This is a genomic window from Paenibacillus sp. FSL P4-0113, assembly GCF_038009305.1.
GTDB classification, from domain to species: Bacteria; Bacillota; Bacilli; order Paenibacillales; family Paenibacillaceae; genus Paenibacillus; species Paenibacillus polymyxa_D.
The window spans coordinates 5,444,115-5,469,629 of sequence record NZ_JBBPAZ010000001.1 but is presented as its reverse complement, the minus strand read 5'-3'; the positions used below and the strand labels follow the sequence as shown (position 1 = coordinate 5,469,629).

The 25,515-nt window shown below is 44.0% G+C and carries 28 protein-coding genes and 2 tRNA genes; 9 read left to right on the top strand and 21 right to left on the bottom strand.

Annotation, left to right across the window (positions count from 1 at the left end):
- Positions 1-34: 34 nt before the first annotated feature.
- From licT to MKX46_RS24035, 3 genes are all read right to left on the bottom strand, one after another.
- A complete protein-coding gene (licT, locus tag MKX46_RS24045; protein ID WP_029516650.1) occupies positions 35-892 on the bottom strand; it encodes a BglG family transcription antiterminator LicT in 858 nt (285 codons plus the stop codon).
- A gap of 247 nt (positions 893-1,139) precedes the next feature.
- Positions 1,140-1,475 carry a carboxymuconolactone decarboxylase family protein gene (locus MKX46_RS24040; RefSeq protein ID WP_069012182.1) on the bottom strand — a complete coding sequence of 112 codons (336 nt, stop codon included), beginning with the start codon at positions 1,473-1,475 and terminating at the stop codon, positions 1,140-1,142.
- The gene (locus tag MKX46_RS24035) at positions 1,472-1,858 is read right to left on the bottom strand and encodes a tautomerase family protein (protein ID WP_165145314.1); all 387 of its coding nucleotides are present in this window, start codon (positions 1,856-1,858) and stop codon (positions 1,472-1,474) included. The genes MKX46_RS24040 and MKX46_RS24035 overlap by 4 nt, the downstream gene beginning before the upstream one ends.
- A gap of 111 nt (positions 1,859-1,969) precedes the next feature.
- Here MKX46_RS24035 and MKX46_RS24030 point away from each other — a divergent pair, with 111 nt between their 5' ends.
- Positions 1,970-2,845, top strand: a complete 876-nt coding sequence (locus tag MKX46_RS24030; protein WP_341071871.1) for a LysR family transcriptional regulator — start codon at positions 1,970-1,972, stop codon at positions 2,843-2,845.
- Positions 2,846-2,998: 153 nt separating this feature from the next.
- Here the strand turns inward: MKX46_RS24030 and MKX46_RS24025 are convergent, their stop codons facing one another.
- The 4 genes from MKX46_RS24025 to MKX46_RS24010 form a co-directional block, all read right to left on the bottom strand.
- Positions 2,999-4,927, bottom strand: a complete 1,929-nt coding sequence (locus MKX46_RS24025; RefSeq protein WP_029516646.1) for a PTS fructose transporter subunit IIABC — start codon at positions 4,925-4,927, stop codon at positions 2,999-3,001.
- Positions 4,928-4,994: 67 nt separating this feature from the next.
- Positions 4,995-5,906: a 1-phosphofructokinase gene (gene pfkB / locus MKX46_RS24020; RefSeq protein WP_029516645.1), complete on the bottom strand. Its 912-nt coding sequence runs from the start codon at positions 5,904-5,906 to the stop codon at positions 4,995-4,997.
- Between the two features lie 2 nt (positions 5,907-5,908).
- Positions 5,909-6,655, bottom strand: a complete 747-nt coding sequence (locus tag MKX46_RS24015; RefSeq protein WP_029516644.1) for a DeoR/GlpR family DNA-binding transcription regulator — start codon at positions 6,653-6,655, stop codon at positions 5,909-5,911.
- Positions 6,656-7,062: 407 nt separating this feature from the next.
- A complete protein-coding gene (locus MKX46_RS24010; RefSeq protein WP_069012184.1) occupies positions 7,063-8,145 on the bottom strand; it encodes an ankyrin repeat domain-containing protein in 1,083 nt (360 codons plus the stop codon).
- Between the two features lie 206 nt (positions 8,146-8,351).
- Between MKX46_RS24010 and MKX46_RS24005 the strand changes: the two genes are divergently transcribed.
- The 4 genes from MKX46_RS24005 to MKX46_RS23990 all read left to right on the top strand — a co-directional run bounded on the left by MKX46_RS24005 (position 8,352) and on the right by MKX46_RS23990 (position 11,641).
- A complete protein-coding gene (locus MKX46_RS24005) occupies positions 8,352-9,026 on the top strand; it encodes a Crp/Fnr family transcriptional regulator (protein ID WP_209949828.1) in 675 nt (224 codons plus the stop codon).
- Between the two features lie 76 nt (positions 9,027-9,102).
- Complete coding sequence (locus MKX46_RS24000) at positions 9,103-9,915, top strand: DNA alkylation repair protein (RefSeq protein WP_069012186.1); 813 nt, start codon at positions 9,103-9,105, stop codon at positions 9,913-9,915.
- 88 nt (positions 9,916-10,003) lie between these two features.
- Positions 10,004-10,393 carry a DUF4183 domain-containing protein gene (locus MKX46_RS23995; RefSeq protein WP_245249091.1) on the top strand — a complete coding sequence of 130 codons (390 nt, stop codon included), beginning with the start codon at positions 10,004-10,006 and terminating at the stop codon, positions 10,391-10,393.
- Positions 10,394-10,504: 111 nt separating this feature from the next.
- Entirely contained in the window at positions 10,505-11,641 is a 1,137-nt protein-coding gene (locus MKX46_RS23990) for a hypothetical protein (protein WP_069012187.1), read from the top strand.
- A gap of 127 nt (positions 11,642-11,768) precedes the next feature.
- On the opposite strand, the gene MKX46_RS23985 is transcribed toward MKX46_RS23990, so the two are convergent.
- The 4 genes from MKX46_RS23985 to MKX46_RS23970 all read right to left on the bottom strand — a co-directional run bounded on the left by MKX46_RS23985 (position 11,769) and on the right by MKX46_RS23970 (position 14,003).
- Positions 11,769-12,329, bottom strand: coding sequence for an ABC transporter substrate-binding protein (locus MKX46_RS23985; protein WP_029516638.1), 561 nt, complete (start codon positions 12,327-12,329; stop codon positions 11,769-11,771).
- Between the two features lie 10 nt (positions 12,330-12,339).
- A complete protein-coding gene (locus MKX46_RS23980) occupies positions 12,340-12,678 on the bottom strand; it encodes a hypothetical protein (protein WP_340884945.1) in 339 nt (112 codons plus the stop codon).
- Positions 12,679-12,710: 32 nt separating this feature from the next.
- Positions 12,711-12,890, bottom strand: a complete 180-nt coding sequence (locus MKX46_RS23975) for a hypothetical protein (protein ID WP_029516636.1) — start codon at positions 12,888-12,890, stop codon at positions 12,711-12,713.
- Positions 12,891-13,124: 234 nt separating this feature from the next.
- Positions 13,125-14,003: a radical SAM/SPASM domain-containing protein gene (locus MKX46_RS23970; RefSeq protein WP_049816948.1), complete on the bottom strand. Its 879-nt coding sequence runs from the start codon at positions 14,001-14,003 to the stop codon at positions 13,125-13,127.
- 228 nt (positions 14,004-14,231) lie between these two features.
- On the opposite strand from MKX46_RS23970, the gene MKX46_RS23965 reads away from it, so the two are divergent.
- Genes MKX46_RS23965 through MKX46_RS23955 form a run of 3 tightly spaced genes read left to right on the top strand, consistent with a single transcriptional unit; the run spans position 14,232 to position 16,655 of the window.
- A complete protein-coding gene (locus MKX46_RS23965) occupies positions 14,232-14,987 on the top strand; it encodes a helix-turn-helix domain-containing protein (protein ID WP_069011193.1) in 756 nt (251 codons plus the stop codon).
- 16 nt (positions 14,988-15,003) lie between these two features.
- Positions 15,004-15,654, top strand: a complete 651-nt coding sequence (locus MKX46_RS23960) for a GNAT family N-acetyltransferase (protein ID WP_141695481.1) — start codon at positions 15,004-15,006, stop codon at positions 15,652-15,654.
- The gene (locus tag MKX46_RS23955; RefSeq protein ID WP_341071869.1) at positions 15,651-16,655 is read left to right on the top strand and encodes an alpha/beta hydrolase family protein; all 1,005 of its coding nucleotides are present in this window, start codon (positions 15,651-15,653) and stop codon (positions 16,653-16,655) included. The genes MKX46_RS23960 and MKX46_RS23955 overlap by 4 nt, the downstream gene beginning before the upstream one ends.
- A 321-nt stretch (positions 16,656-16,976) precedes the next feature.
- Here MKX46_RS23955 and MKX46_RS23950 read toward each other — a convergent pair.
- The 3 genes from MKX46_RS23950 to nrdR form a co-directional block, all read right to left on the bottom strand.
- A tRNA-Lys gene (locus MKX46_RS23950) sits at positions 16,977-17,049 on the bottom strand.
- 12 nt (positions 17,050-17,061) lie between these two features.
- Positions 17,062-17,137, bottom strand: a tRNA-Ala gene (locus tag MKX46_RS23945).
- A gap of 129 nt (positions 17,138-17,266) precedes the next feature.
- Positions 17,267-17,734, bottom strand: a complete 468-nt coding sequence (gene nrdR, locus MKX46_RS23940; RefSeq protein ID WP_013309614.1) for a transcriptional regulator NrdR — start codon at positions 17,732-17,734, stop codon at positions 17,267-17,269.
- A gap of 105 nt (positions 17,735-17,839) precedes the next feature.
- On the opposite strand from nrdR, the gene MKX46_RS23935 reads away from it, so the two are divergent.
- Positions 17,840-18,064, top strand: coding sequence for an alpha/beta-type small acid-soluble spore protein (locus tag MKX46_RS23935; RefSeq protein ID WP_025685069.1), 225 nt, complete (start codon positions 17,840-17,842; stop codon positions 18,062-18,064).
- A gap of 116 nt (positions 18,065-18,180) precedes the next feature.
- On the opposite strand, the gene MKX46_RS23930 is transcribed toward MKX46_RS23935, so the two are convergent.
- From MKX46_RS23930 to pstB, 7 genes are all read right to left on the bottom strand, one after another.
- A complete protein-coding gene (locus tag MKX46_RS23930; RefSeq protein WP_069011195.1) occupies positions 18,181-18,744 on the bottom strand; it encodes a lytic transglycosylase domain-containing protein in 564 nt (187 codons plus the stop codon).
- The gene (coaE, locus tag MKX46_RS23925; protein ID WP_039269909.1) at positions 18,741-19,337 is read right to left on the bottom strand and encodes a dephospho-CoA kinase; all 597 of its coding nucleotides are present in this window, start codon (positions 19,335-19,337) and stop codon (positions 18,741-18,743) included. Before coaE ends, MKX46_RS23930 begins: the two co-directional genes overlap by 4 nt.
- An 11-nt stretch (positions 19,338-19,348) precedes the next feature.
- Positions 19,349-20,140: an MntP/YtaF family protein gene (locus MKX46_RS23920; protein WP_029516631.1), complete on the bottom strand. Its 792-nt coding sequence runs from the start codon at positions 20,138-20,140 to the stop codon at positions 19,349-19,351.
- A gap of 111 nt (positions 20,141-20,251) precedes the next feature.
- Entirely contained in the window at positions 20,252-21,082 is an 831-nt protein-coding gene (gene mutM, locus MKX46_RS23915; RefSeq protein WP_069011196.1) for a DNA-formamidopyrimidine glycosylase, read from the bottom strand.
- Between the two features lie 71 nt (positions 21,083-21,153).
- Positions 21,154-23,808: a DNA polymerase I gene (gene polA / locus MKX46_RS23910; RefSeq protein WP_069011197.1), complete on the bottom strand. Its 2,655-nt coding sequence runs from the start codon at positions 23,806-23,808 to the stop codon at positions 21,154-21,156.
- Positions 23,809-23,985: 177 nt separating this feature from the next.
- Positions 23,986-24,645 carry a phosphate signaling complex protein PhoU gene (phoU, locus tag MKX46_RS23905; RefSeq protein WP_025721993.1) on the bottom strand — a complete coding sequence of 220 codons (660 nt, stop codon included), beginning with the start codon at positions 24,643-24,645 and terminating at the stop codon, positions 23,986-23,988.
- 39 nt (positions 24,646-24,684) lie between these two features.
- The gene (pstB, locus tag MKX46_RS23900; protein ID WP_023987922.1) at positions 24,685-25,443 is read right to left on the bottom strand and encodes a phosphate ABC transporter ATP-binding protein PstB; all 759 of its coding nucleotides are present in this window, start codon (positions 25,441-25,443) and stop codon (positions 24,685-24,687) included.
- Between the last annotated feature and the right edge of the window lie 72 nt (positions 25,444-25,515).

Genomic DNA, 25,515 nt, shown 5'->3' with positions numbered 1-25,515 from the left:
TAAATCACTTAGAAATCGTTTGCAAGCTTTTTTTCTAAGAACTAGCTATATCATTTCTGGAGGTTACACGCTGTATATGAATCGTCAAATACACTTTTTCATCAATCGACATAGCACTTTCATGCTTTAACTCTAAATATTGATTGATTAATTGGGTGCATTGAAAAGCCTTCTCGTATTTATCTTTGACTTGGTCATACAAGAAATTATCCCCTGAAGCTAGTTGTTCTTGTTCATTGCTCAGCAATCGTTGGGCAAAGTACTGCAAATGAGTAATAAACCGGGAATAATTGAACGAAGTTTCATCCAGTGTAATCTCGTAGTAATCGGTTACAATGTTGAAAATGTCATCAATAATCTCGGTAATCTCAACCGTTTGTTTCATTCCCTGACCGTCTTGTCTTGCATTTACAAAATGCATAGCAATAAAGCTTGCTTCATGCTCATCCATTTGGATGCCAAATTGAGCATGGATGATGTCCAATGCGTTCATTCCGATCATAAATTCTTTTTTGTAAAATTTTTTAATTTGCCATAACAGTGAATTTTTAAGTCCTACGGATTTTCTGTATCGAGAGATGGCAAATTGAATATGGTCAATCAGAGAAATATAGATATTGTCACTAAAAATATCTCCCATTTCCTTTTTTGCGCTGCCTACAATTTCATCCGCCACCTTTAAATACTCTACAGATGTTTCCCCAATAAGATCTATTAATTTTTGTGGAATTTTATCGGACTTTAATACAAAGGTTTTTTCTATTTTGTCCTCATCGACCCTCTGGCCATTTTTCTTTTTAAAGCCTAGACCATTCCCTATGACAACAAATTCATGACCCACCTGATTTTCGACTCGGATAACATTGTTGTTAAAAATTTGCCGGATGATCATTTATCTGCTCACCTCATTGATGTAATGACAAAGTTTGTAATAACAAAAAAAAAACCAAATAACGACTAAATCAATTAGTCATTATTTGGGTATCGCCTGCTCACCAGTAACAATCCCGAAGGGCACTTCACCCCTCATTCAATTACTCTTACTATACCGCTTTCAATGCAGAATAACAATACAATCATGCCAAAAAACCGCCAAACACTCGGAATCCTTTGTGCTTAGCAGTTTTTTAGGTTCATGCTTAACTTTCTTGCTCTTTGCAAAACACCTCTTTGGCAACCTGAATGGCTGAGGCTGCCCGGGGCCATCCTACATAAAAGGCAAGCTGTGTAATGACTTCAACCAGTTCTTCCTCCGAAATCCCGTTTTCCTTGGCCAGGTTCAGATGATAAGGAAGTTGATTCACATGCTCACCCGCCACCAGAGCAGCAACTGTAATAAAACTCCGTTCCCTAAGAGACAACTCACTTCTTCTCCATACATCTCCAAAAAGAACATCCTCCGTATAGGTTACAAAAGCGGGTGCAAAATCACCTATCGTTTCCCGAACACTCGATTTGATTAATTTATGCTTCATACAATCATCTGGGCAAGTCCATTGCCAAAGGACCAATCCTCTAATTCAGTCTCTACCAGTGTCACAAAAACATCCTCCGGTCGGACTTTACATTCAATAGAGATGAGTTCGGCTAATCTTTGGTAAAAATCCTTTTTTTGTTCCGTAGTTCTACCCGATCCCATCGTAATTTGGATGTACAGCAGCTTGTCTGTTCTGGATACATTCAAATAATCGGGACTATAATAAAACTCGCTTTGCTTATGAGCATGAAAAACCTGAAAGTAATCCTTGGGCGGGACCTGAAAATGTTCGATCAAAGCATTCATGATACAGCGGCTAATGTCAGGCAGCTCTTGCTCTGTGTATTGTTGCTCCATGTAGCCAACTCGTACAAATGGCATGTTCATCTCTCCTATCCGTTGGGATAAGATGATTGTACTCCTCTACCCTTCATCTGTATAATTGAAAATAATCATAAATATATTCAATTTCATCGATGGAGATGAGCAAGCGTGGATCTGAAAGAATTAACTACATTTCGTACCATAATCGAAGAAGGAACGTTTTCAAAAGCTGCTGTCAAATTAAACTACGCTCAGTCTACAGTCACGAACCAAATCCAGAGGCTTGAAAAAGAGCTGGGATTTCAACTTTTTAAAAGGGGTTGGGATGCGGAGTTAACGTCCCCGGGCAAACTATATGCCGAGGAGATAGACGGACTTATTCAGCATTGGAATTTTGTAATGGACCAGGCGAAGTCGCTGAAAAAGGAGGAGATCGGCACGCTCCATATCGGTGTGCTTGAAACGGTAGCGGCTACCTTACTCCCCTTGGCTCTGCAGCAGTTTCGAGAGCATAAACCGAATATTACGTGTCATTTTACAGTTGGAAACACGGATGCACTCGCACATGCTTTGGTGGATGGTAAGCTGGATTTTGCTATCTCTGGGGAACCTCACTCCATTCCTTCCTTACACTTTGAATCCATATATCACGAACACATCGCCTTTATTGTGTCCCGTAATCATCCCTTCGCGGCAAAAAGTGAGCTTCAGCTCGAAGATCTGTACGCGTATCCGCTTATCGTCGGAGGTAAGAACTGCTTGTACCATATACCACTGGAGAAAGAGCTTTCACACTTCCCGTCGATGCCGTTTTTTTATACTGTCAGTCAAATCTCGTCGATCCCCACGTTCGTAAAAACGATTCCTTCAGTTGGAGTGGTTCTATCGTCAATGCCTTTGCCGGAGGAACTGGTCACCGTCCCCCTCCAGTTAACAGACCCTAATATTGCCATTGGACTATTACAAAACAACCATCACCAGCAGTATATGTCTTCGGCCCGAAAGCTATTTATACAGCTGCTTAAGGAGCTTTGCAGGCTATAGCATCTATGCAAGACTACTAATAAGTTATATCATCTTTGCATAAAGAAAAAGCCGCTAAACACTCAGAAACCTGGTGTTTAGCGGCTTTACTATTTTGAAGGCCTAAGAAAATGTGGCCCTCTCTTTATTTTTATACTCTTGTTGTCATACCTGTTATTTCGCTTCAAGCGGTTTTTTCCACAGTCCCAGAATGAGCGCGGAAATTACGGAACCAATCACCACTGCAAGCAAGAACAGCAAAGCATGATTGGCAAGAGCTGCTACAAAAATTCCGCCATGTGGAGCTGGAAGATTGATTTGCCAGAACTGCGTCAGACCACCAGCAATCGCTGAACCTACAATACAAGAGGTTAAGACACGCAGAGGATCAGCAGCTGCGAATGGAATGGCTCCTTCCGTAATGAAGGACAATCCAAGTACATAGTTCGTCAAGCCAGACTTGCGCTCTTGCTCAGTAAACTTATTTTTGAAGAACGTCGAAGCTAATGCGATTGCCAGCGGAGGTACCATGCCGCCCGCCATAACAGCCGCCATCATAGCTCCGTTCGTGTTACCACTGGAAGTAAAGACACCGATCGAAAATGCGTAAGCTGCCTTGTTGAAAGGTCCACCCATGTCAATCGACATCATTCCGCCCAGGATCAGACCCAAAATAACTGCATTACCTGTTCCTAAATTGTTCAGAACGTTGACAAGCCACGTATTAATACCACCGAAAATTGGATCAAACAGGTAGAACATAATCGCGCCTGTAATTAGGAGTCCGAATACCGGGTATAACAAGATTGGTTTTAAACCATCCAGCGTTTTTGGTAGACCTGCAAAAGCTTTACGCAGGAAGATCACCACATAACCAGCCAGAAAACCTGCTGCCAGACCGCCAAGGAAACCTGCATTGGAGTTTACAGCCATCAGACCCCCAACCATACCTGGCATCAGTGCCGGGCGGTCTCCAATACTCATCGCGATAAATCCGGCCAGTATCGGAATCAGGAAGTGGAACGCACCTGTTCCGCCGCCAATCGTTTGTAACAGTTGGAAGAATACATTATCTTCTCCCGCTACCTGTTCAATCAAGAAGGAAATGGCTAGCAAGATCCCCCCGCCTACAACGAATGGTAGCATATGAGAAATACCGTTCATTAAATCCTTGTAGATTTTGCTGCCTACGCTGCTCTTCTCCGCTTTCGACTCTTCAGCGCTGCCTTTACCTTCACTACGATAAATTGGCGCATCGCCGTTCAGCGCTTTGCGGATCAGTTCCTCAGATTTACGAATACCGTCACTTACCGGTCTTTGTAATACAGGTTTACCGTCAAATCTGGCCATTTCAACCTTCTTGTCAGCTGCGACGATTACTCCTTTGGCACGACGAATTTCATCCGCTGTCAGTACGTTTTGTGCGCCTTCCGAGCCATTCGTCTCTACACGGATATTTACACCCATTTCTTTCGCTTTCTTAATAAGAGCATCTTCAGCCATAAACGTGTGTGCAATGCCTGTAGGACAAGCGGTCACTGCAACCACAAACTCGTCAGAATTCGGATTGCCAACGATAACGTCTGGCGTTTGCTGCGCTTTGGCTGCCTCTTTCTTAGCCTCTTTTGCTTTTTTGGCAGCTTCTTCTTCCGCCTGCTTGGTATCAAACAACACAGATACTTCATCCGGTGTTTGCGTTTTCATAAGGTTCCCGATAAAATCGGTATCAATTAAGAGCCGGGAAAGGGCTGCCAGTGTGCGAAGATGCGTATTTGCTGCCCCCTCTGGAGCCGCAATCATAAAGAACACTTTTGCCGGCTCACCGTCCAACGATTCGAATTCTACGCCTTTACTGCTTTTGGCGAAAACGACAGTCGCTTCATTCACAGCTTTGGTCTTGGCATGCGGCATCGCAATGCCGCCGCCGATTCCAGTGCTGGACTCTGCTTCACGTTTGTAAATCATTTCTTTAAACAAGGCACGGTCATTAATACGTCCACTTGCTTCGAGACTAGCGATGAGCTCCTCAATCGCCTCGTCCTTTGTCGTCGCCTGCAGGTCCATGATCATCGTTTCTTTAATCATCAGGTCTGTTATTCTCATTTTTCACACTCTCCTAAGTTCGGTCAGCGTGTCGATACACGCATAATAAGCTCATGATGCAGCCGGATTACCGTTTTGAAATCGTGACTTGCGGCCGTAATTGTTCAATTTTCTCTCTAGTAGCCAGATCATCGGAAAACGCAGTTGCGCTTCCGGATGCCACTCCTGCACGGAATGCTTCGATCGGATCGCCATGAAGAGCCAGCGTACCCACGAATCCAGCAATCATTGAATCACCTGCGCCTACAGAATTTTTAACCGTTCCTGCTGGTACATTTGCGTGATACACTTCATCTGCCGTAATGAACAAAGCCCCTTCTCCTGCCATGGAAATCAGTACATTTTTTGCACCTGCTTCCAGCAGCTTACGACCGTAAGTGACGATCTCCTCCTTTGAGTGAATAGTTACGCCAAACAACTCAGCCAACTCGTGGTGATTTGGCTTGATGAGCAGCGGTTTATGAACCAGTGCCTTCATCAGCGCCTCACCTGTGGTGTCGATGACGAATTCAGCCCCAGTTTGCTGGCATACGCTAATCAGCCGATCATAGAAGTCTCCTCCAAGTGACGGCGGGATACTTCCCGACAAGACGACAATGTCATTTTTCTGGAGTGCGGCCAGCTTTTGCACCAACGCATCGGCCTCTTGCTCACGAATCACAGGTCCCAAACCGTTAATTTCCGTTTCATCGCCATGCTTGAGTTTAATGTTAATCCGTGTGTCATCTTCGATCATTACAAAATCAGTTTTAATGGATTCTTCCCGCAATGTATCGTCGATAAACCTGCCTGTGAATCCTCCTAGAAAGCCGATCGCCGTGCTATCTGCTCCCAGCTGGTTTAGTACACGTGATACATTAATTCCTTTACCACCTGGCAATTTCAAATCACGTTTCATCCGGTTCAAATCACCAAGCTTCAAATCGTCAACTTCCACGATATAATCAATGGAAGGGTTCAGCGTTACTGTATATATCATTGTTATCCCTCGATTATCTTAGTTTTCTGAGCGATGGATCGGCGTGAGCGTTCTGGCATCGATTCGGTAATAAGTATAGCTTCCTTGAGCTCGAACAGTTTGGCGAAGGTTACTTCTCCAATTTTGCTGGAATCGGCCAACACATACGTTTTGCCTGACAACTGATGGGCTCGCCGCTTGATTAGCGCCTCTTCAGGATCAGGAGTTGTATACCCCATTTCCATATCCACCCCGTTCGTTCCTAGAAAGCACTTGTCGAATCGAAAATTGTCCAAATTTTGTAGGGCAATACTGCCAATTACGGCTTTGGTATGAATTTTCATCATCCCTCCCAGTAGATAGCTTCTGATTCTTTTACTTACCAGTGCTTCTACGTGGGATAGACCATTCGTCACGACCGTCACGTCTTTAGCTTCAATGTAAGGAATCATCGCCATCGTTGTTGTTCCCGCATCCAGATAAATACATTCGCCATCCAAAATTTCTTTGGCTGCCATGCGGGCGACTGCGTTTTTTTGTTGAACGTTTTTGAATGTTTTTTCTTCCATGCCAGGTTCCTGACTTTTCTGATTCAGTAAGGTTGCCCCACCATGAATCCGTTTTAGCAACTGACGGCCCTCAAGATCTATCAAATCGCGCCGAATTGTTGATTCAGAAGCTCCCAACAGATCAGCCAATTCCTGCAACTTTACAACACCACGTTCTTGTAAGCGCTGTATTATTAACTTGTATCTTTCCTCCGTCAGCATCTTCATTCCCCCAACTGTTTATATCGTACCACAAACCTGATAAAAAACAATCATTTTTCTCCAAAAAGATTCAAAAAAATTCATTCCAACTTCATTTTTTTACAAAATGGTGAATTCCCGCTCTAATCGACATGATTGCGTTTACATTTTAAAGAAAATTCATCTACTTTTATGTAAATTCATTCTTCTTACATAGGAATTCAGCAGTAAACGTTCAAAAACGTTCTAAAGCTTCCATCAGTACTATTTTACCATTATGCGCACAATTCGTCCCAATTTCCCTGAAACCTCATTAAGCTCATACGTAACCATTCCTGATGAGCATTAGGCACCTGTGTACACTAGTGCTGTATTTTAAAATAACAAGAGCCATGACTGCGTGCATACCGCATTCATGGCTCACCTTGTTATGATACATATTCACCCTCAATAATCTTCTCCAGATAATCTTCCGGCTGTGCAAGAAACTCAGCAAAGCTGCACACATCCGCATATTCCTGATGCTCCTCGTCATAATAACCCAGGCACTTCTGCTTTGGATTCCACACCAATATAATATCCGAGTAATTATCTACGTTTAGAGACAGACGCAACAGCTTTTGCCGACCTACCTTCATCTCAACCGTATCGATAATTGAAAAGAACTCAACAAATTGAATATCAAGATCATTTTCTGGCAGGTTCACACGGAGTTGATTCCCTGTCAGAAAGGCTATTAAATCCTTCGGAAGCTTGTAGCTTTTCAAAGCATGTCGTTTATTTTCCAGATTATGAAATGCCGGAGGCTCTACAGACTTTAAATACTCAGCCATTTCTACGTTTTTATTACTTAGTGCAATTGTATATGCCCGTTCTCCATCTTTTTCTGCCAGCGTCACATCAGCGCCTAGCTGAACCAAATACTTCACCATCGAAAAATCGTTGTTGCGCGCCGCCACTGTCAAAGGCGTGGCTTTATATGGATATACCATATTAGGGGCATTGAAATTAATATCTACGCCATGTTCCAATAGTAAAGCTACTGTTTTCAAGTCATGCTCACTAACTGCGTTGCGGAGTGTTGCTCCAGCATGCTGCTTCATATCGAGGCCCAGCTCATGGATAAGCAGCATATTACTTTTGTTACCGTAGTAGGCTTGCTCATAAGCACCAGATTTGACATGATTTTTACCGTCCAGCTTGGCGCCATGGGCGACCACATAACGGACAACCTCTTCGGTACCATAGCGAACAGCCGTCAGGAATGCGGGATTATCCTTTACATTAAGTTGAACCCCCTCATCGACCAGTAGCTTCAAGACTTCCATTTGCCCAGTGATGAGTGTAATATCCAGTGGACTTAATGTCGTATATTTGCTGAGTACGATCCCTTGTTCTATATCCCAGCCTTCGGTCAGCGCCTGGCGTAAAGCAGATATATTGCCTTGAACGATATGCATCGCTATCTCAGGAAGAACCTTGAAATTGCCTACATCTTTTAATTTAATCATGGTTATTACCTCACTCTTTATGTATCTACTATTAATCATGTATATCTATTTTATACCAACCTCTCTTTTATATAAATCCAACAGATTCCCCAAAATTCATTATTCACTCTATCGCAAACAAGTGAGTAATAGAGGTCAAAATACCTTATAGAAGCTATAATTGTATTATGATTCTGTATACCCTGTGCAACCGAAAAGGAGAACATATGAATAGCATTCAATATTTGTCCCAATTTAATTTGCTTCATAGTCTCTCATTAGAAGATTTAATTGAAATGGATCAAATGACCTCCATTACGACTATACCGAAAAGAAACTTTATACAAACTCCAGAGACCTTTTCCGAGGGACTTTATTTTGTGAAAAAGGGCAAAGTACGTCTATATAAGCTAAATGCTGACGGGAAGCAATTTACTTTGGATATCCTCCGCGAGGGAAATGTATTTGGTGAAATGGATATGATTTCACTAGGAACAAGGGAGATGTATATAGAAACGATAGAAGAATGCGATATCTGCCGTATGGACAAAGACCGATTCGAGCATTTTTTAATAGAACATCCCAGGTTCATGATGAACATGATCAAGGTGTTAAGTGACCGAATTTCAGGAATGAGCAGTCTGGCCCAGCATTTAGCTTTGGGAAATTTACAGGATAAAATTTTGTATATTCTTCTGAAATTGTCCGATCAGTTCGCCCTCCAAAGCCGTGATGAGTATTGCAAAATCAATTTCCCTCTCTCTCATCAAGAAATTGCGAATCTGGTCGGGGCCACCCGTGAGGCTGTAACAGCTGCTCTTCAGGAGCTTGTCAAAGAAAAGGTCATTAAAACCGGCTTTAAGACGATTTACATCCATCGCGAAAAGTTAGTGAAGTTGTAAACTACATTACATCTATACTCCAACCCAAAAAAGTATCGTATACCTATCAGACAATTTACGATATGGAGTGGATGAAATGTTACAACGAAAAGGTGCTCGCAAAGGGTCAGATATTCCTAGTGATGTGCTTCAGCTGCTACAGCAAGGGCGGCTTCAGACGGTGAATCTCACCGAATGGCTGGCTGTCGATCATGTTGTACTATTACAAAATACTCTTGATGAATTTGGCTTGCAGCAATCATCCGATGTCTTCCTGACCGAATTGAATGAGCTGAAGGAAAAGAAGATCATGAAAATGATACCCGCAATCGCGCGAGCGTGGCTTCATGTGTTTGAGCAACAAGCGATAGAAGAACGTATTCGCATCTTTGATGCGATGGCCTCGCATCTTTCAGACAGCATTCGCTGCTGGGCTGCCTACATCATCGGGGTTGATCCCTGTTTAAGTGTAGAGGAAAAATTGGCTGGCATTCGCCCCTTTGCAGCGGATTCCCATTTCGGAGTACGTGAAATAGCCTGGATGGCCGTGAGAGAATCCATATCCTTGCAACTGCTTGAAGGGCTTGCCCTGTTAGACAGTTGGGTGCGAGATGAGGATGCTAACATACGTCGTTTTGCCATTGAATTAACCCGACCACAAGGCGTTTGGGCCAAGCACATCCCTGAACTAAAAGAACATCCCGAGTTGGCTCTTCCGCTCTTGGAGGCTGTTCAGTCCGATCCGGTCAAATATGTCCAGGACTCCGTTGGCAATTGGTTGAATGATGCCAGCAAAACCAGCCCGGAATGGGTTCTTCAAGTTTGTAATGCATGGCTGATGGCTTCGGATACTAAAGAAACGAAGCGAATAGTAACCCGGGCCCAAAGAAGCTTGAACAAAGAGAAATAATTAGAAGACTCCTCCCCATCCAATCCATATCTAGAATATTCACATAAACTATGATATTTATCTGGAGTATTAGGAATGAGGAATTCCTATGTCTATTATTCAAATCTATCTGGAAGCAGACAGTATCGTATCTGGAAACATTGCTATCACAACAAGTATCAATGTCACTCCAGTGGTTAATCGTTACACAGCTATTGTCGTGCTTGGTAATATATTTGGTGGAGTGACCACTATCCCAGCACAATATTTCATGAATGATAGTGGTACTTCAGTCGCGACAAACAGTCTTGTTGTTCCGACCAGTAGCGGATACTACAATGTATTTGTAAATGGGACGTTGCAGCGAGGCGGCTTAACAACGCTTTCTGCTACAAACCTAATTATAAATACAGGCCTGATTGTTGGCGCGACAGTAGTCGTTGAAGTTATTAATTTCAACTCTAGTGCCTCCTCAACCTCTGTCAACAATGTTCAGTAACGACTACCATAAGCGACTGAGCTACGTAAAACAGGACAAACGCCTCTTTTTTATAATTTTATAAAAGGGTAAAATTTCCTTTGTAAATATGAAACAGAGGGAGTTATTTCCATGAAATTCAATTTTGCGCATTTCCGATTTTATGTTATTGCACTGATCGCAGTGCTCATGCTTACCAGCTGCACCTCAAAAAATGCTGCAACTGCAGTCCAAACAAATTCTGATGTAGACAATGCGACTCATAGTACAACAGTTGTAGACAAAGAAAGTCAGCCTGTTCTACCCGTCACAGAGTCGCTGCCTCATACCGTTACCTCGGATAAGGATCTTGTGGCTCTTACCATTCCCGCTGGCTGGCGTAAATTTAAACAGGGACAACTGGATTCGGTGCTTAGTGTTTGTGACAAAGAAAAAAAGAATGTAGGTCTGGTTTTCCGTGTCCCCAAGTCAGCTTTTGCAAATAATATGACGCTCGACGAATTCGTACAGCAACGTGAAGAAATCTCCGCATTGGGCCTAGAAAACTTTAAGGCTGTGGATACTACCCCAATCCAGATTGATTCCACAACCGCCAGAACAGCCGATTATAGCGGGAAATACAATGGCCAACAGGTCTATTACTTCAGTGCCATGTTAGAGAGTAAGCAGCACTATCTTCAAGTATTAATCTATTCAAGGGGAGGCTCTGCAGTAGAACAACATCACGAATTTGCAACTATAGCCAGCTCCTTGAAAGTCTTAAGCGACTCACAAGTTAAGCCAGACCTTCGCTCAACAACTATTTTGAAAACATTTAAAAGTGAAGATGCCACGCAACAAATTCGTCTCCCTTATATATGGAAGACTGGTTTAATTCTTAATCCAGATGCGCTAATTCAAGCTTGGTATGAAAAAAACGATGCATACATGACGATCATCAAGGATTGGAAATCTGAACTGCCGTATGAGAAATCCTCAATGATCACATTAAAAGATTACGCTGAGTTTTCAGCTCAATTAGTACTCAAAAGGTCTGGAAAAGGGATTATTTCGACAGGACCAGTAAAGGTCAATATAAACGGGAATCAAGGCTTGCAATACGAAGTATGGGTAGAGAGTGATAAAGTAAAAATTGTATATCTAATCACTTATTTGGAACATTCCGACTCATTCTCTCAAATTATTTTTTGGACGAGAGCTGATTATTACGATAATCAAAAATCTGAATTTCAAAGATACACCAAAACATACAGAGAAGAAGAAATATAGACATGATAAAATCCGCCAAACACTTAGGAATCTTTGTGTTAAGCGGATTTTGTCTATATGACTATCACAGCTTGAAATTCTAAAAGCTTCCCCTTGTTTAGATAGGAGATGTTACTTGTACATCCTTTTATTTTTTGTGGGCTAATAAGAGATTAACTATGGTATCCAGCTGAAGGCCTTTCCATAGCTCACTATGCAGAATCTGATTAGCCCCTTCATCTTCTGAACCGTATACAAAGATGTGATCTCCCATATACTCGGGTAAAACCTCAAGTGAAATATTTTCAAATCCTTCTTTCATATTCAATGCCTTCTTGGTAGGTGGCAGCTTTAGCATCTGATAAATGGTCGGACTTCCGTAATTGCCGCCTTTCGCTGCCAAAACATATATCGATTTATTGGCGACTTGTACAATTGAAACCGTCTCTCCGTCCTTAACGATACCTTGAATTTTCATTCTGGCCTCTGCAGCTTTCTTCTCGTATTCAGTAATCCACTGCTCGGCTTCTTTCTGCTTGCCAAAGATTTCACTGATTCTACGGAATTTATCCAGTGCTTGCACTGCCGCTTGTCCATCGCTGTTGGATGTTGTCGCTGTATGATTAGCCTTCGTTTGCGAACTTCCATTTGTATTCGTCGGAGCCGAGCAAGCTCCCAGCATCAATGATAAACACAGCATAATCATCATGGCCGTTATTTTAACTCTTCCGTGCATGAGCCTGCGATACAAGGTCGGGCTTAAGAGGTTCGATGCCCTGCCAATACAACTGCTGCAACAACTCGTATACAAATTGATGAAACAAGGCTTTAACATGCAGTTTGCCAAGTCCAGAAGCTCCACGCCATTCTTGCTCCAACAGCTTCACTTTCTCGTACAGGGACAGCGGGTAATGTGGTGCGAAAGCATACTGATTCTGAAAGGGATTTCCCTTTTCCAGCAATTGTGCTATCTCTTTGCGATCAGGCAGGGCCAACGTCGCCCTGTACAAAATGATGTAATATTCAAGCACATCCTCCGCTAGGATACTCAGGCACATTCCTTTTCCGCCATGCAGTACATGGAAACGCTCTATCCTGTGAATACTGTATCCAACCGTACCCGTGCGCTTCCACGCACGGCATATAAGAACGCACTGGCAGGAAGTCGATAGGCTCGAAGCTCCTCTCCTTTTTCGATCTTCCTATGACGAACATCCATCACCTGTATAAAAACATGATTCCACAGCAAAATGTGATCGTTCAACTTCATTACTACCGCTCAGCCCCCATCCAAACCGTTCCTTCAATTCTTATTCCGTCCTATCAGAATTAAATTTATTATAATTGATAATCATTCTCACAAGCAATCGAATATATCCAACTTCCTCTGAACAGTTTAAAACCATTAATTATGTATATATCAAAATATAAGTAAAAAAGCCCTGCAAAAGGGCTATCTTTCTTGCGATTCATTCTACTGTCGATTAAAGCTCTACCTGTATGACTATGTTCCAAATCGTTTGCGGTACCCGCATTTTCGGCATAACTCTTCTACCGCTTCTCTTTTGGAGAACCCGAAGTACAGACGATTTGCACGCTCCCCTTCCACAATGTCGGAAAAAGATTGCTCATGCACGTTACCTAAATTAATGACACCTTCTCCATCCAGACAGCAAGGGACCACCGTTCCATCCACCAATATCGCTGCTTGGCTACGGAGTGCATGGCAAAAGCCTTTTCCGTCATCTTCCGGGGCACTGAGGCTCGGCCATTCAAATTCGTGGTCCTGATTCAAATAAACGTTTGGTGCAATTTTGACCCCACTACCCGGTATCACCTTTTCCTCAATCCGATAGTCCAGTCCAAACTCTTGCTCCAGTCGTTCAAGTGTTTCCCGGTTGCGCTGACGCTGCACATTAGTCAAATTATCTTCAGTCAAGTTCCAGAGACGGAACGAAATAATGACATTGTGTTTCACCGCTTCTCTTACAAACGTGAAGATATTACCCAAATATCCTTCTCGATCCACGGAGCCTTCATGTCCGTCAAAACTATGGAGAGAGAAGTTCATCTGACGCAGCGCTGGTTGCCCAAGCAGCTTATGTTCGGTCTTCGGCAGCAAGGTACCATTAGTGGTAATATTGACCTTTAAGCCTTTCTCATGAGCACTTTCCAGTAAAAGATCAATTTTCGGATGGAGCAACGGCTCTCCTTTTACATGCAAATAGATATAATCTGTATGTGGTTTGACCTGATCAAGCACATTTCGAAAAACTTCCGGATCAATAAATTTTTTGACACGCTGTGTTTGAGGACAAAAGCTGCATGCGAGATTGCAAATGCTCGTTATCTCAATGTATACCTTTTTAAAAGTTTTCAACATGATTTCCCCATTCTAACCTTCATCCTGAGCATCTTGTTTATGCTCACTAATCTTATGATTATAACGGGTTATTACCGACAGGTAAACTCTCCAGTCTCCCCCTTGGTGTGGGCATCAAATGCTCGACACCTACGCCTATCCAAGATTTGTTTGATATTTTCTATTGACCCTAGGTCTGACCTAAGGTTTATAGTGGAGTTATTCAAATATCAGTAAGGAGTCCTCTCATTGAAAGAACACATTACGATCAGCCAGCTTGCTCAGCTTATGAATGTATCTGTACATCAACTGCGATATTTTGAAGAAAAGGGAATCCTCTATCCATCACATACTGAAGAAAATCAATATCGGATGTACGGGCTTCATGAGATTTATCAGCTATCGCATATTTTATTACTACGTAAATTAAATGTCCCTGTCGGTCAGATTCAAGAATGTATGACTTCCTATGCTGCCGATGATTATAACCAGCTTTTAGAGCATTCGTTGCAAAAAGTACAAGCTGAAATAGCTAACTTAAAGATGCATGAACAGTTTATTCACAAAGTGTTAGAAGAATATAATAATCGGACCCAGCAGGGCGATGAGTATCAAGTCAAACGATTAGGTCCCCGTCATTTAAAGCTATGGTTTGCATTGGAGAATGGTCAAGAGTTCACTGCCGGAAACCTATTTGAACACCGCCCTGCCCCACCTCGATTATTTGAAAATGACATGCATTACTTGCCTGATGCTGGACAGTTGAAGCTGTGTTATGAAACGGCGGATGTGGCTGACTATATTCTGGAAGAAGGCAACTATCTTTATAAGCATCTTTCCGTCATTGAAGAACCTGAGATTGATTATGAGATCAAACAAATGGAACGATATGTAGCTCATCACCAATATAACTGCCAAAGCAAGATCATTCTAGTAGAAAAATCTTATCTTTCGATGTTCGACAACAACAAGCTACAATATGAAATTCAAGTCAAAGTAGAATAAATCTTGGAGGTGTTACATGAGTGCAAAATCTTTTGACATTGTTGCATACCAAAAACAAGACCATGAAGCTGTTTGCAGTCTTTTAGTCGAATCGTTTAAAGCAAAATTCCAATCTCTTGTTACACTAGAGGATCAAGCTACACAGCAGTTGTTAATGCAGGTTTGGGTTCAAAATCCTTATTCTACATCTATGAAACAATTTGTAGCCAAAGAAAACGAAGAAGTTATCGGTGTTCTTTCCCTTAAATGGAAACCCTCCTACTCTTCACTTCCTGAAACAAACCCCATTTCTTTGACTCCGCTCCTAAAACAGTTTGGTTGTTTCAATGTATTTAAATTTTTGGCAGGTATGCATGCGCTAGAGTATACCCCCGCTGCAAATGAGTGTTACATTGATCATTTGGCGATTCGTTCAAGTCATCGTAATCAGGGAATAGGACGCCATCTTGTAGCTTTCGCACAGCAATTTTCGGTTGAATCTGGTTTTCATGCATTGACGCTTCACGTAGCGCATAAGAACCAAGGGGCTATCCGTTTGTATCACCAACTGGCGTTTGAAGTAAAACAATCCAAATATAATGGGTTACGGCATTTTTGGTTCAAGGAGCCTGTATGGCATCTGATGAGTTGGAAAGAGAACCTGCATTCGAGGAGAGAGCATCATTGAAAAAAACACTCAAGCTTACTTTTGGTATTGCGGCAGCTCTGGCTGCTGTCTCGGTACTCATTGTTCTATATCAAAATTCCTACAAGATGACAGAAGAAAAAATACAAATCACGACACCTAAAGGGCTGTTAACAGGTACATTAACTTTGCCTAAAAACTACTCGGGAAAGATTGGATTGGTTATTTTTGTCCATGGGGATGGTCCTATTAATGACACCTATGATGATGGATACAAACCACTGTGGGAAAAGTTCGCTTCCAAGGGTTATGCCTCCTTGTCACTGAATAAGCCCGGTATTAACAGCGCTCCTGGCAATTGGCTCGCCCAAAGCATGGAGGACCGCGCACAGGAGATCCGATATGCAATAGACTGGGCAAGAAGCTTACCTATGATTGATAAGCAAAAAATCGGCCTATGGGGAGCCAGTCAAGCAGGATGGGTCATTCCGAAGATCGTTAAAGAGGAGCATGATATTGCATTCAGCATCCTTGTATCGCCTGCCGTGAACTGGATTTCCCAAGGACAATTTAATACCAGAAAAGAACTGGAGCGAGAAGGAGTTACTCCGCAAGAAATTCAAAAGACATTGAACTACGATCAAGAGATTCTACAGTTACTGAAAAGACAGGCTTCTTATGAAGAATATCTAAGCATAGCCGATCCTGACGATATGATTTCCAAAGAAAGATGGAGCTTTATACGCAAAAATTTTCTGTCTGATTCCACCGAAGAATTAAGTCACTTCCATTCTCCTGTACTCTTGGTTCTGGCTGGAAAAGATATTAATGTTGATGTAAAGGATACCGAGCGAGTCTATCACCAGAAAATCCCCGCAGAGCTACTGTCCGTGATTCATTTACCTGAAGCCGACCACTCCATGATGGATGAAAAAATCGCGCGTTCAAAATCTCTAACTTTTTTAACAGCCGTATTCGCCCCAAGAAAATTGGTGAATGACGAGTATCTCGAAATCCTTGCCAATTATGTCAGTGAGCGTTAAACAATGATGTTTTTTTCATACTTCTTTTGAATATGCTGATAAAAAATCCATCTTTTTTGAGTATACGATTTTCTTAATGCGGTCTACAGACAGTCCACATTGTTCTGAGAGTTCGTCAATGGGCAGCCCATGTCTGCAAATAACTAGTCCTTGCACTCGTGAACAATGGGTTGCAATTAAAAAAGACGTCTATTTCCTTTAGGATCTGTTTTCTGTGCAGTCAGTTACGCGCTCATTCCACCCATAACTGTTCCCGGTTAGACTGGGAATAGATCTATAAACAACAAAAAAACGGCATCTCTGCCGTTTTTTCTAAAAAGATGGACTCTCAGGGACTCGAACCCTGGACCAATTGATTAAGAGTCAACTGCTCTACCAACTGAGCTAAGAGTCCATAATAAAAGTTTGGTGGAGCCTAGGGGGATCGAACCCCTGACCTCATCGCTGCCAGCGATGCGCTCTCCCAGCTGAGCTAAGGCCCCATCATAAGCAAGTTTTATCAACGTTTCAAGCGACTTCTATATCATATAAAATATTTAACCCTGTGTCAATACTTTTATAAAAAAATATAATTTTCTCCCTTCATGGCCCAGAAAAGATACAGTCAGCGATCAGTCGCTGGCTGTATCTTTAGATAACAGTGTTTTCAGTTCCTTCATAAACATATTGATGTCTTTAAACTGACGATAGACGGACGCAAAACGTACGTAGGCGACTTCATCCACTGGGTAAAGCTGTTCCATGACCAGCTCACCAATCTGCTGGCTATCCACTTCTGTGGCTGCTGTGTTGCGGATAGCGTTCTCCACCTGGGATACGATCATATCCAGTTGCTCGACGGATACTGGACGCTTCTCGCAGGCTCGAATGAGACCGCGCAGCATTTTATCACGACTAAACTCTTCACGGCTGCCGTCTTTTTTGATGACCATGAGAGGGGTTTCCTCCACCATTTCAAAGGTGGTAAAACGCCTGGCACACTGCTCACATTCACGGCGGCGACGGATGGACTTGTTATCATTCGCAGGTCGCGAATCCAGCACTTTCGTGCCATTGTAGGCACAATACGGACATTTCATAATCTCACCACTTTCTTTTTCCAATAAATTCCCGAAGACTTTTAGTAATAATTTTGTCAAAACAGATCATAATATGTTTACCATATCGCGAGGAGGTGAACAACAATGGCACAAGGAAACAATGGCAACTCCAACAATCTGGTAGTCAGCAGATCCTCCGGCGCTCTGGAGCAAATGAAATTTGAAATCGCTCAAGAGTTGGGTATCAGCATTCCTCAAGATGGATACCAAGGTAATATGACTTCCTATGAGAACGGTTCGATCGGGGGCTACATCACAAAACGCCTCGTAACGATCGCTGAACAACAATTGGCAGGTCAATACCAATAATCGCGGTAATAATGCAAAAATAACAAGAAAAAGTGTCTGGATGGGCTGGTAAAAACAGCCTGTCCAACGCTTTTTTCATTTTAAAGCGAAAAGCTCATCATGTCATTAACTTGGATTTAAAAATCATTATAAATTTTCGTGTATTGCCTGTAGTAATAAATGACCCGCTGTACATAATGTCGTGTTTCACCAAAAGGGATTTGCTTGATGGACTCTTCTTTTCCATCCCACACTCCCTTATCCAGCCACTCTTGAACTTTACCCGGCCCTGCATTGTAAGCAGCTACGATTGCTACAGGATTATCCTGAAACTTTATGGATAGGTTATGCAAATACCAGGTTCCCAGCTCAATATTGGTGCCAGGCTCGTGCTTGACTCTGTCCAGCGGAACCTTTTGAATCTGGGCGCTGTCCATAATCCAATTTGCCGTATTCGGCATAATCTGCATCAGCCCTAGCGCCCCCTTATGTGACTGCTTACTGGTTTTAAAATTGGTTTCTACACGGATAATAGACGCCACCAAAAATGGGTCTACTTCATACGTCTGTGAATACTGCCGAATCTCATCCTTATATTGAATTGGATAGAACCAGGGCATCCAATTTGAATTAAGGAATAGAATCAGGACAAACCCGACAAACAAAATGAGCAGGACTCTTTTCTTTCGCAAAATATTCATGCAAGTCCCTTCCGCTGCCAAAATTGATCAATTTGTCGCTTCGTCTCAGTCTGTGTTCCGCTATTATCAATAACGATATCGGCCAAGCTTTTCTTTTGCTCAATATCCATTTGTGCGGACAGCCGAAGTCCAGCTTGCTCCTCCGTCAGACCGTCTCTGAGCACCAGACGCTGGAGCTGAATATCACGTGGTACGTACACAACCATAATTTCCTCGTACAAGCTCTCAAGCCCCGACTCGTACAGTAACGGAATATCTGCCAAAACAAGCTTGTTCGGCTGTTCCCGTTCGAATGCTTCCATGCGCATACGCATTTCCTCACGAATAGCAGGATGTGTAATATCGTTAAGTGCCTGCCGCTGGGCAGGGTCTCCGAATACAATCTCTCCCAGCTTTTTGCGATGCAGAGTTCCGTCACTGTTCACTATAGCTTGTCCAAAATGCTGTATGACCGCCGCCAACACCGGATGCCCCGGAAGCATCACTTCCCGGGCAATGGCATCTGCGTCGATCAGCAGCGCACCTTTGGCGACCAAAAGAGCCGACACGGTGCTTTTTCCGGTAGCAATACCTCCGGTTAATCCGATATTCATGCTCTTTCACCTCATAACAGCTTCAATATGCCCATCATAATCAGTAATAATGCCGGCAATACACCCAGCGCCTTCATAAATCGAAATGCTGATAGAAAGAAACCTGCCTTCATCCCTGCAATCAAAAATGTTCCACTGAATAACGTAATAGCCAGCGCAGTAGACAGTGGTTGAAAACCAAGCATAGCTGCCCCGAGTCCCGCTCCGAACGCATCGACCGATAATGCAATACCCAGCCAAACCGCTTCGGTAGCAGATATACTGCCGGAACGGTCCATATCCGCAGCAGACGGGCTTCGAAGAATCCGAATAACAAGCCCCCATTTGCGAAACTCCAGAGAAAATACTGTTCGTTCCTGCTGCTCCACAGAAGCTTCTGCCGACAGATCTTTTCTTGAGCTGGGGAAAGACTCGGTATCAGCATTCTCCATACCCTCCTTCTCCCCAAGAACAGATCTGCTCGCTGGATCAGTCTGTTTTGTAAGAAGCAGACCCCGAGAGGGCTCCACTGAATCCTCTGGCAAATCCTCTTTGCGGTGCAGAGCTTGAATCAAAGAGTAACAGCCAATACAGATCAGGATGACAGCACCGAAAACGGTCGTATATACAGGAGACAGGACACGAGATAGTAATGCGCCCAATTGCATGGATATGCCGATCACCAAACCTGAACATACGGAGATGATAGCAATCGACAACAGTGGAATTTTCATTTTGCGCAGACCATATGTAACACCGACTCCGAAACTGTCCAAACTTAGCGCAAATGCCAGTAACAGCAGGGCTCCCCAATGATTAGCCACTCCAATTCCCTCCCATTGCGAAGGCAGGGCCTTATAACAACCGAAACCCTCCGCAGTATTGGTACTTGGAACAATATATGAGAGGGATGGGCTTGGGGTGACTGTGCTTGTTTAGCGCAGAGGCTGGCAGACCGGACAATGATGTGTGCCCCGTCCGGCTACGACAGATTTTTCGATCAATGTACCACAGTTGATGCAAGGCTTCGCGTTACGTCCATAGATTTGCAATTGATGCTGGAAGTCGCCCGCTTCGCCCTGTCCATTCACGAATGATTTAATGGACGAGCCTCCAACCTGAATGGACGCACCTAGCGTGGAGACAATAGCTTCATGCAAGACATGAAATTGGCTATCCGTTAGGCTTTTGGCTGGCTGTGCTGGATGAATCCCCGCCTTAAACAACGATTCATCTACATAGATATTCCCGATGCCCACCACATATGACTGGTTTAACAGCGCTGCCTTGATCGAAGTCGAACGAGTTCCAACAGCGGCACGCAGCATTTCTGGTGTAAAGGCCTCGTCCATCGGTTCCAGACCAAGTTTGTTCAGCGGCTTTTCCAGCAAATCCTGTCCTGCTGGAAATAAGTGCATCGTGCCAAACTGGCGCACATCCTGATAACGCAGCTCCGTACCATCTTTAAAATGAAAGATGACATGGGTATGCTTTTCCACAGGATCATGTTGTGAATATAATCCATATCGCCCTTCCATTCGAAGATGGGAGACCAGCACCAGCCCGTCCAGCAAAATCCGCAGAAACTTTCCGCGTCTCTCCACCCCTGTAATCCGGTGATCAGCCAATTCCATGGCAAAAGCGTGGATATCATCGGGCCGTTGAATGATCCGCGGCAGATTCACAGTGACATGATCTATATGTTTATCAACGATAAGCTCGTTTAGCGTTCGTTTAATGGTTTCTACTTCCGGTAATTCCGGCATGATGTCTTCACCTCACCCTATATTATAACGGAAGCAGCGTCAAATTGGGACTATCTACTCATTGAAATATCTTATTTGGCCTCATACCAATTGCTGCCATAGCTTACTTCGGCTTTGAGCGGCACAGCCAGCTTTAATGCAGCTTCCATGGTAGCCGGGACAAGCTCTTTCATCGTTTCCATTTCCTCAGGCGGAACCTCGAATACAAGCTCATCATGTACTTGGAGCAGCATTCTGCTACGAAGATTACGTTCACGTAGCGCTTTATCCATCTGTACCATCGCCAACTTGATAATATCAGCTGCGGTGCCTTGAATCGGCGTATTCATCGCTGTACGCTCGGCGAATGAACGCAGGTTGAAATTGCTGGCGTTAATCTCCGGCAAATAGCGTCTGCGTTCCAACAGCGTTTTTACGTAGCCGTCCCGCTTCGCATCCTTCACAATATCATCCATGTAACGGCGAACGCCTTGGAACACATCAAAATACTGGTCGATAAAGCGAGCCGCTTCCTTCCGCGTAATATTCAAATTTTGTGACAGACCATAATCACTGATCCCGTAGACAATCCCAAAGTTGACTGCCTTCGCAGAACGCCGCATATTGGAGTCCACATCTTCCGCTGCTACACCGAACACATCGGATGCGGTCTTGGTGTGAATGTCCATATCGTGGACAAAGGCTTCCTTCAAACGTTCATCATCCGAAATATCAGCCAGCACCCGCAGCTCAATCTGTGAGTAGTCTGCCGCCAAAATAGACCAGCCCGGTTCGGACGGAACAAATACTTTGCGGATTTTGCGACCTTCTTCAAGACGAATCGGAATGTTTTGCAAATTCGGAAATTGACTACTCAAGCGTCCAGTTGCTGCAACCGTCTGCCGGAAATACGTATGCACCTTACCCGTTTTCTCCGAAATTTCTTTAAGCAATCCTTCAACATACGTCGATTGGAGTTTGGCAATGGTACGGTACTGCAAAATGTTTTGTACAATATCATGATAGGGGGCCAGCTTTTCCAGTACCTCCGCATCGGTCGAGTACCCCGTTTTCGTCTTTTTAATGACAGGTAAACCCAGTTTATCAAACAAAATCTCACCCAACTGCTTAGGCGAATTCAGATTGAACTCTACTCCGGCAATGCTGTAGATCTCGTTCACCAACGTTGCGATCTGGGCTTCAAATTCTTTACCCAAAGCACGCAGTTCTTCTACGTTCACCAAAATGCCCTGCTTCTCCATATCCGCCAAAATGCGGGACAACGGCATCTCCAGCTCATGAAACAGCTTATGCATTTCCGTTTTCTCCAACTCAGCCTGCTGCACAGGCACCAAAGCTTCAATCACCGCTGCCTTACGCGCCACATGATCAGACAGTACATCCACGTCAGGAACTTTATATTTAGCTCCTTTGCCGAACACTTCTTCGTCAGGACGGATCGAAGACAAGCCATATTTGGCTGCCAATCCGCTCAATGTCTGGTTTGCATCAGTTGGGTCCAGCAAGTATCCTGCCAGTTGCACATCAAACTCGGCACCTGCAAACTCAATTCCATGCCAGTGTAAAGCCAAATCCGTACGATGCAGATCATGACCGCGTTTTTTGCGTTCAGGGTCAGCAAGCCATTCGCGAATAGGTGTAGCTGTATCGCTTTGCAGTACACCCAGTGTCATAAAAAACTGCTGTCCCGTTGCGGCAAATATCAGACCTACGATGTCAGCATGATGCGGATTATCGCCATGCGTCTCAACATGCAGCACATCCACATGATCCAACACTTCTACCAATTCGCTAATCCGCTGCTCATCCAGCACTGTTACGTCAGCCGCGGCTTCCTCTACGTCTACCCCAGTACTGCCAACCTCACCTGAAAAAGATAAACGTTCCAGCAAGGACTTGAACTCCAGCTTCGCCAGAGCTGGCCCGGCTGTTTCTGCTTGCAGCCCGCCGAAGGCCACATCTTCCAGCTGCTTGTCCAACGTTACGTCCCGATAAATGGTCGCCAAATCTTTGCTCATTCGCGCATCGTCAGCATGTGTCTCAACGCGTTCTTTCATTTTGCCCTTCAGCTCATTCGTGTGCGCCAGCACTTCTTCGACTGAACCGTATTGATGCAGCAGCTTGAGCGCTGTTTTTTCACCCACGCCGGGAATACCAGGAATATTGTCCGACGTATCGCCCATCAGGCCCTTAAGATCAATAATTTGCAGCGGCTTCAGCCCATATCGTTCCTGAATTTGCTCAGGTCCATACGTCTCCACCTCAGTAACCCCTTTGCGAGTCAAGCCGACTGTGACATGGTCTGAAGCCAATTGAAGCATATCCTTGTCCCCGGTCACGACCAGCACATTGAAGCCGGCTTCGTCCGCTGTCTTGGACAGGGTCCCTATAATATCGTCCGCCTCATAGCCATCCAATTCAAACTGGGCAATGCCGAAAGCGGTCAATAGCTCTTTCAGCAACGGAAATTGCTGGGACAGCTCTGGCGGGGTTTTCTCCCGTCCACCTTTGTAATCCTCGTATCCCTTATGGCGAAACGTTATTTTACCGGCATCGAAGGCAACCAGCATATGTGTTGGTTTGTGCTCCTCTAAGAGCCGCAATAACATCGTCGTAAATCCGTATACCGCGTTCGTCTGTTGCCCGCTCGAATTCGTTAACGGTGGCATAGCAAAAAACGCCCGGTAAATGATACTGTTACCATCTATAAGCATGAGTTTATCCATTTAGCACCTCGCAAGTTCATCAATGCATTCGTAACGTTCTTACGTTTTACGCATTCCTCTTCCTATCTTAACATACAAGACTCCTTTTTCAGAAAAAAACGGCTGCTTCCTAACCAAATTTGCCTTTTGCTCAAAGACAAGTCTGGGTCAGAAACAACCGCTATATACCTGAAAGCTCTACTGGTTCAAATCTGGTCTCTCCCCTGTCACGAGATATACAGTGCTTTCACCGATATTCGTAGCATGGTCACCAATTCGTTCAATGTATCGTCCTACAAGCAACTGCAGCATAGCTTGTGAAGCCTCTGCCGGCTTTTCTACCATAAAGGCGTACAGATCGCTGATCATGTGGCTATACATGGAATCCACACGATCATCCTCTTTGGCCATTTTGTAGGCCAGATCTGTGTTTTCATCCAAATAGGATTTGATCGCATCATCTATCATTTCTTTAACAATGGAAGCCATGTGCGGAATATCCACCAGCGGCTTAATGATCTGCTGCCCTTCCAGACGAAGGGTCACCTTGGCAATATCAAGTGCCAAATCGCCCATTCGTTCCAGATCACTGGAAATTTTAAATGCAACAATGATTCGGCGCAAATCCTTCGCTACCGGCTGCTGGGTAATAATGAGCTTGGAACCCATATCGAGAATATTCTCTTCCAGCGTATTGAGGGATGCATCATTTTTGACCACCTGCTGAGCCAATTCTGTATTTTTGGTCTGCAAACATTCAATGGCCTGATCGAGCGCCTTCGAAACGTGTGCACCCATTTCGCGCAGTACGGCTCTCAGTTCATCTAACCCTTCATCAAAACCTTTTCTACGTATCATTTCGAAGTCACCCCTTCTGGCATATTCATCAGGTAGGCTTTAGCCAAATCGCCCTGAAATATAATCTTCCGTTCGTGAATCCTGCGGCGTGGAAAACATTGTCTCTGTATCCGCCGCTTCCACCACAACACCATTCAAAAAGAATGCAGTTCTACCAGACACACGAGCTGCCTGATGCATGTTATGCGTCACCATGACAATGGTATATGTGTCTCGCAATTCCTGAACCAGTTCTTCAATTTTCATCGTGGAGATCGGATCCAGCGCAGATGTCGCCTCGTCCATAAGCAAAATATCTGGTTGTACAGCAAGCGCCCGGGCAATGCACAACCGCTGCTGTTGTCCACCGGACAAGCTCAGAGCAGAACGCTTCAAAAAGTCCTTGACCTCTTCCCAGAGTGCCGCCTGCCGCAGGCTTTGCTCGACCAATTCGTCCAACTTGTCCTTTTGCCGAACTCCATGCAGACGCGGGCCGTAGGCCACGTTATCATAAATCGATTTGGGAAACGGGTTAGGCTGTTGAAAAACCATTCCCACCTGCTTCCGCAGAGTTTCTACTTCCATAGTATCGCCGTATATATCCTGGCCTGCGATACTCACGGTGCCTTCAATACGCGTACCTGGTATCATGTCATTCATCCGGTTCAGCGTACGCAGTAGGGTCGATTTGCCGCAGCCGGACGGGCCGATAAAGGCAGTTACCGTTTTTTCAGGAATATCGAGGTTTATATGTTTCAGCGCGTGAAATTTCTCATAATATAAATTCAGCTTATCAATCCGGATTACGGAATCATTCATGGATTTATGATCTCCTTCGTGTTGCAGTTATGATCCTCAAGCATTGCACCTGATTTGCACAATATGAAGATT

Coding starts and splice junctions, on each gene's coding strand:
- licT (WP_029516650.1), bottom strand. CDS start 892: ATGATCATCCGGCAAATTTTTAACAACAATGTTATCCGAGTCGAAAAT.
- MKX46_RS24040 (WP_069012182.1), bottom strand. CDS start 1,475: ATGAAGCATAAATTAATCAAATCGAGTGTTCGGGAAACGATAGGTGAT.
- MKX46_RS24035 (WP_165145314.1), bottom strand. CDS start 1,858: ATGCCATTTGTACGAGTTGGCTACATGGAGCAACAATACACAGAGCAA.
- MKX46_RS24025 (WP_029516646.1), bottom strand. CDS start 4,927: ATGAGAATAACAGACCTGATGATTAAAGAAACGATGATCATGGACCTG.
- pfkB (WP_029516645.1), bottom strand. CDS start 5,906: ATGATATATACAGTAACGCTGAACCCTTCCATTGATTATATCGTGGAA.
- MKX46_RS24015 (WP_029516644.1), bottom strand. CDS start 6,655: ATGCTGACGGAGGAAAGATACAAGTTAATAATACAGCGCTTACAAGAA.
- MKX46_RS24010 (WP_069012184.1), bottom strand. CDS start 8,145: ATGATTAAATTAAAAGATGTAGGCAATTTCAAGGTTCTTCCTGAGATA.
- MKX46_RS24005 (WP_209949828.1), top strand. CDS start 8,352: ATGAATAGCATTCAATATTTGTCCCAATTTAATTTGCTTCATAGTCTC.
- MKX46_RS24000 (WP_069012186.1), top strand. CDS start 9,103: ATGTTACAACGAAAAGGTGCTCGCAAAGGGTCAGATATTCCTAGTGAT.
- MKX46_RS23995 (WP_245249091.1), top strand. CDS start 10,004: ATGTCTATTATTCAAATCTATCTGGAAGCAGACAGTATCGTATCTGGA.
- MKX46_RS23990 (WP_069012187.1), top strand. CDS start 10,505: ATGAAATTCAATTTTGCGCATTTCCGATTTTATGTTATTGCACTGATC.
- MKX46_RS23985 (WP_029516638.1), bottom strand. CDS start 12,329: ATGATGATTATGCTGTGTTTATCATTGATGCTGGGAGCTTGCTCGGCT.
- MKX46_RS23980 (WP_340884945.1), bottom strand. CDS start 12,678: ATGTGCCTGAGTATCCTAGCGGAGGATGTGCTTGAATATTACATCATT.
- MKX46_RS23975 (WP_029516636.1), bottom strand. CDS start 12,890: ATGAAGTTGAACGATCACATTTTGCTGTGGAATCATGTTTTTATACAG.
- MKX46_RS23970 (WP_049816948.1), bottom strand. CDS start 14,003: ATGTTGAAAACTTTTAAAAAGGTATACATTGAGATAACGAGCATTTGC.
- MKX46_RS23960 (WP_141695481.1), top strand. CDS start 15,004: ATGAGTGCAAAATCTTTTGACATTGTTGCATACCAAAAACAAGACCAT.
- nrdR (WP_013309614.1), bottom strand. CDS start 17,734: ATGAAATGTCCGTATTGTGCCTACAATGGCACGAAAGTGCTGGATTCG.
- MKX46_RS23935 (WP_025685069.1), top strand. CDS start 17,840: ATGGCACAAGGAAACAATGGCAACTCCAACAATCTGGTAGTCAGCAGA.
- MKX46_RS23930 (WP_069011195.1), bottom strand. CDS start 18,744: ATGAATATTTTGCGAAAGAAAAGAGTCCTGCTCATTTTGTTTGTCGGG.
- coaE (WP_039269909.1), bottom strand. CDS start 19,337: ATGAATATCGGATTAACCGGAGGTATTGCTACCGGAAAAAGCACCGTG.
- mutM (WP_069011196.1), bottom strand. CDS start 21,082: ATGCCGGAATTACCGGAAGTAGAAACCATTAAACGAACGCTAAACGAG.
- polA (WP_069011197.1), bottom strand. CDS start 23,808: ATGGATAAACTCATGCTTATAGATGGTAACAGTATCATTTACCGGGCG.
- phoU (WP_025721993.1), bottom strand. CDS start 24,645: ATGATACGTAGAAAAGGTTTTGATGAAGGGTTAGATGAACTGAGAGCC.
- pstB (WP_023987922.1), bottom strand. CDS start 25,443: ATGAATGATTCCGTAATCCGGATTGATAAGCTGAATTTATATTATGAG.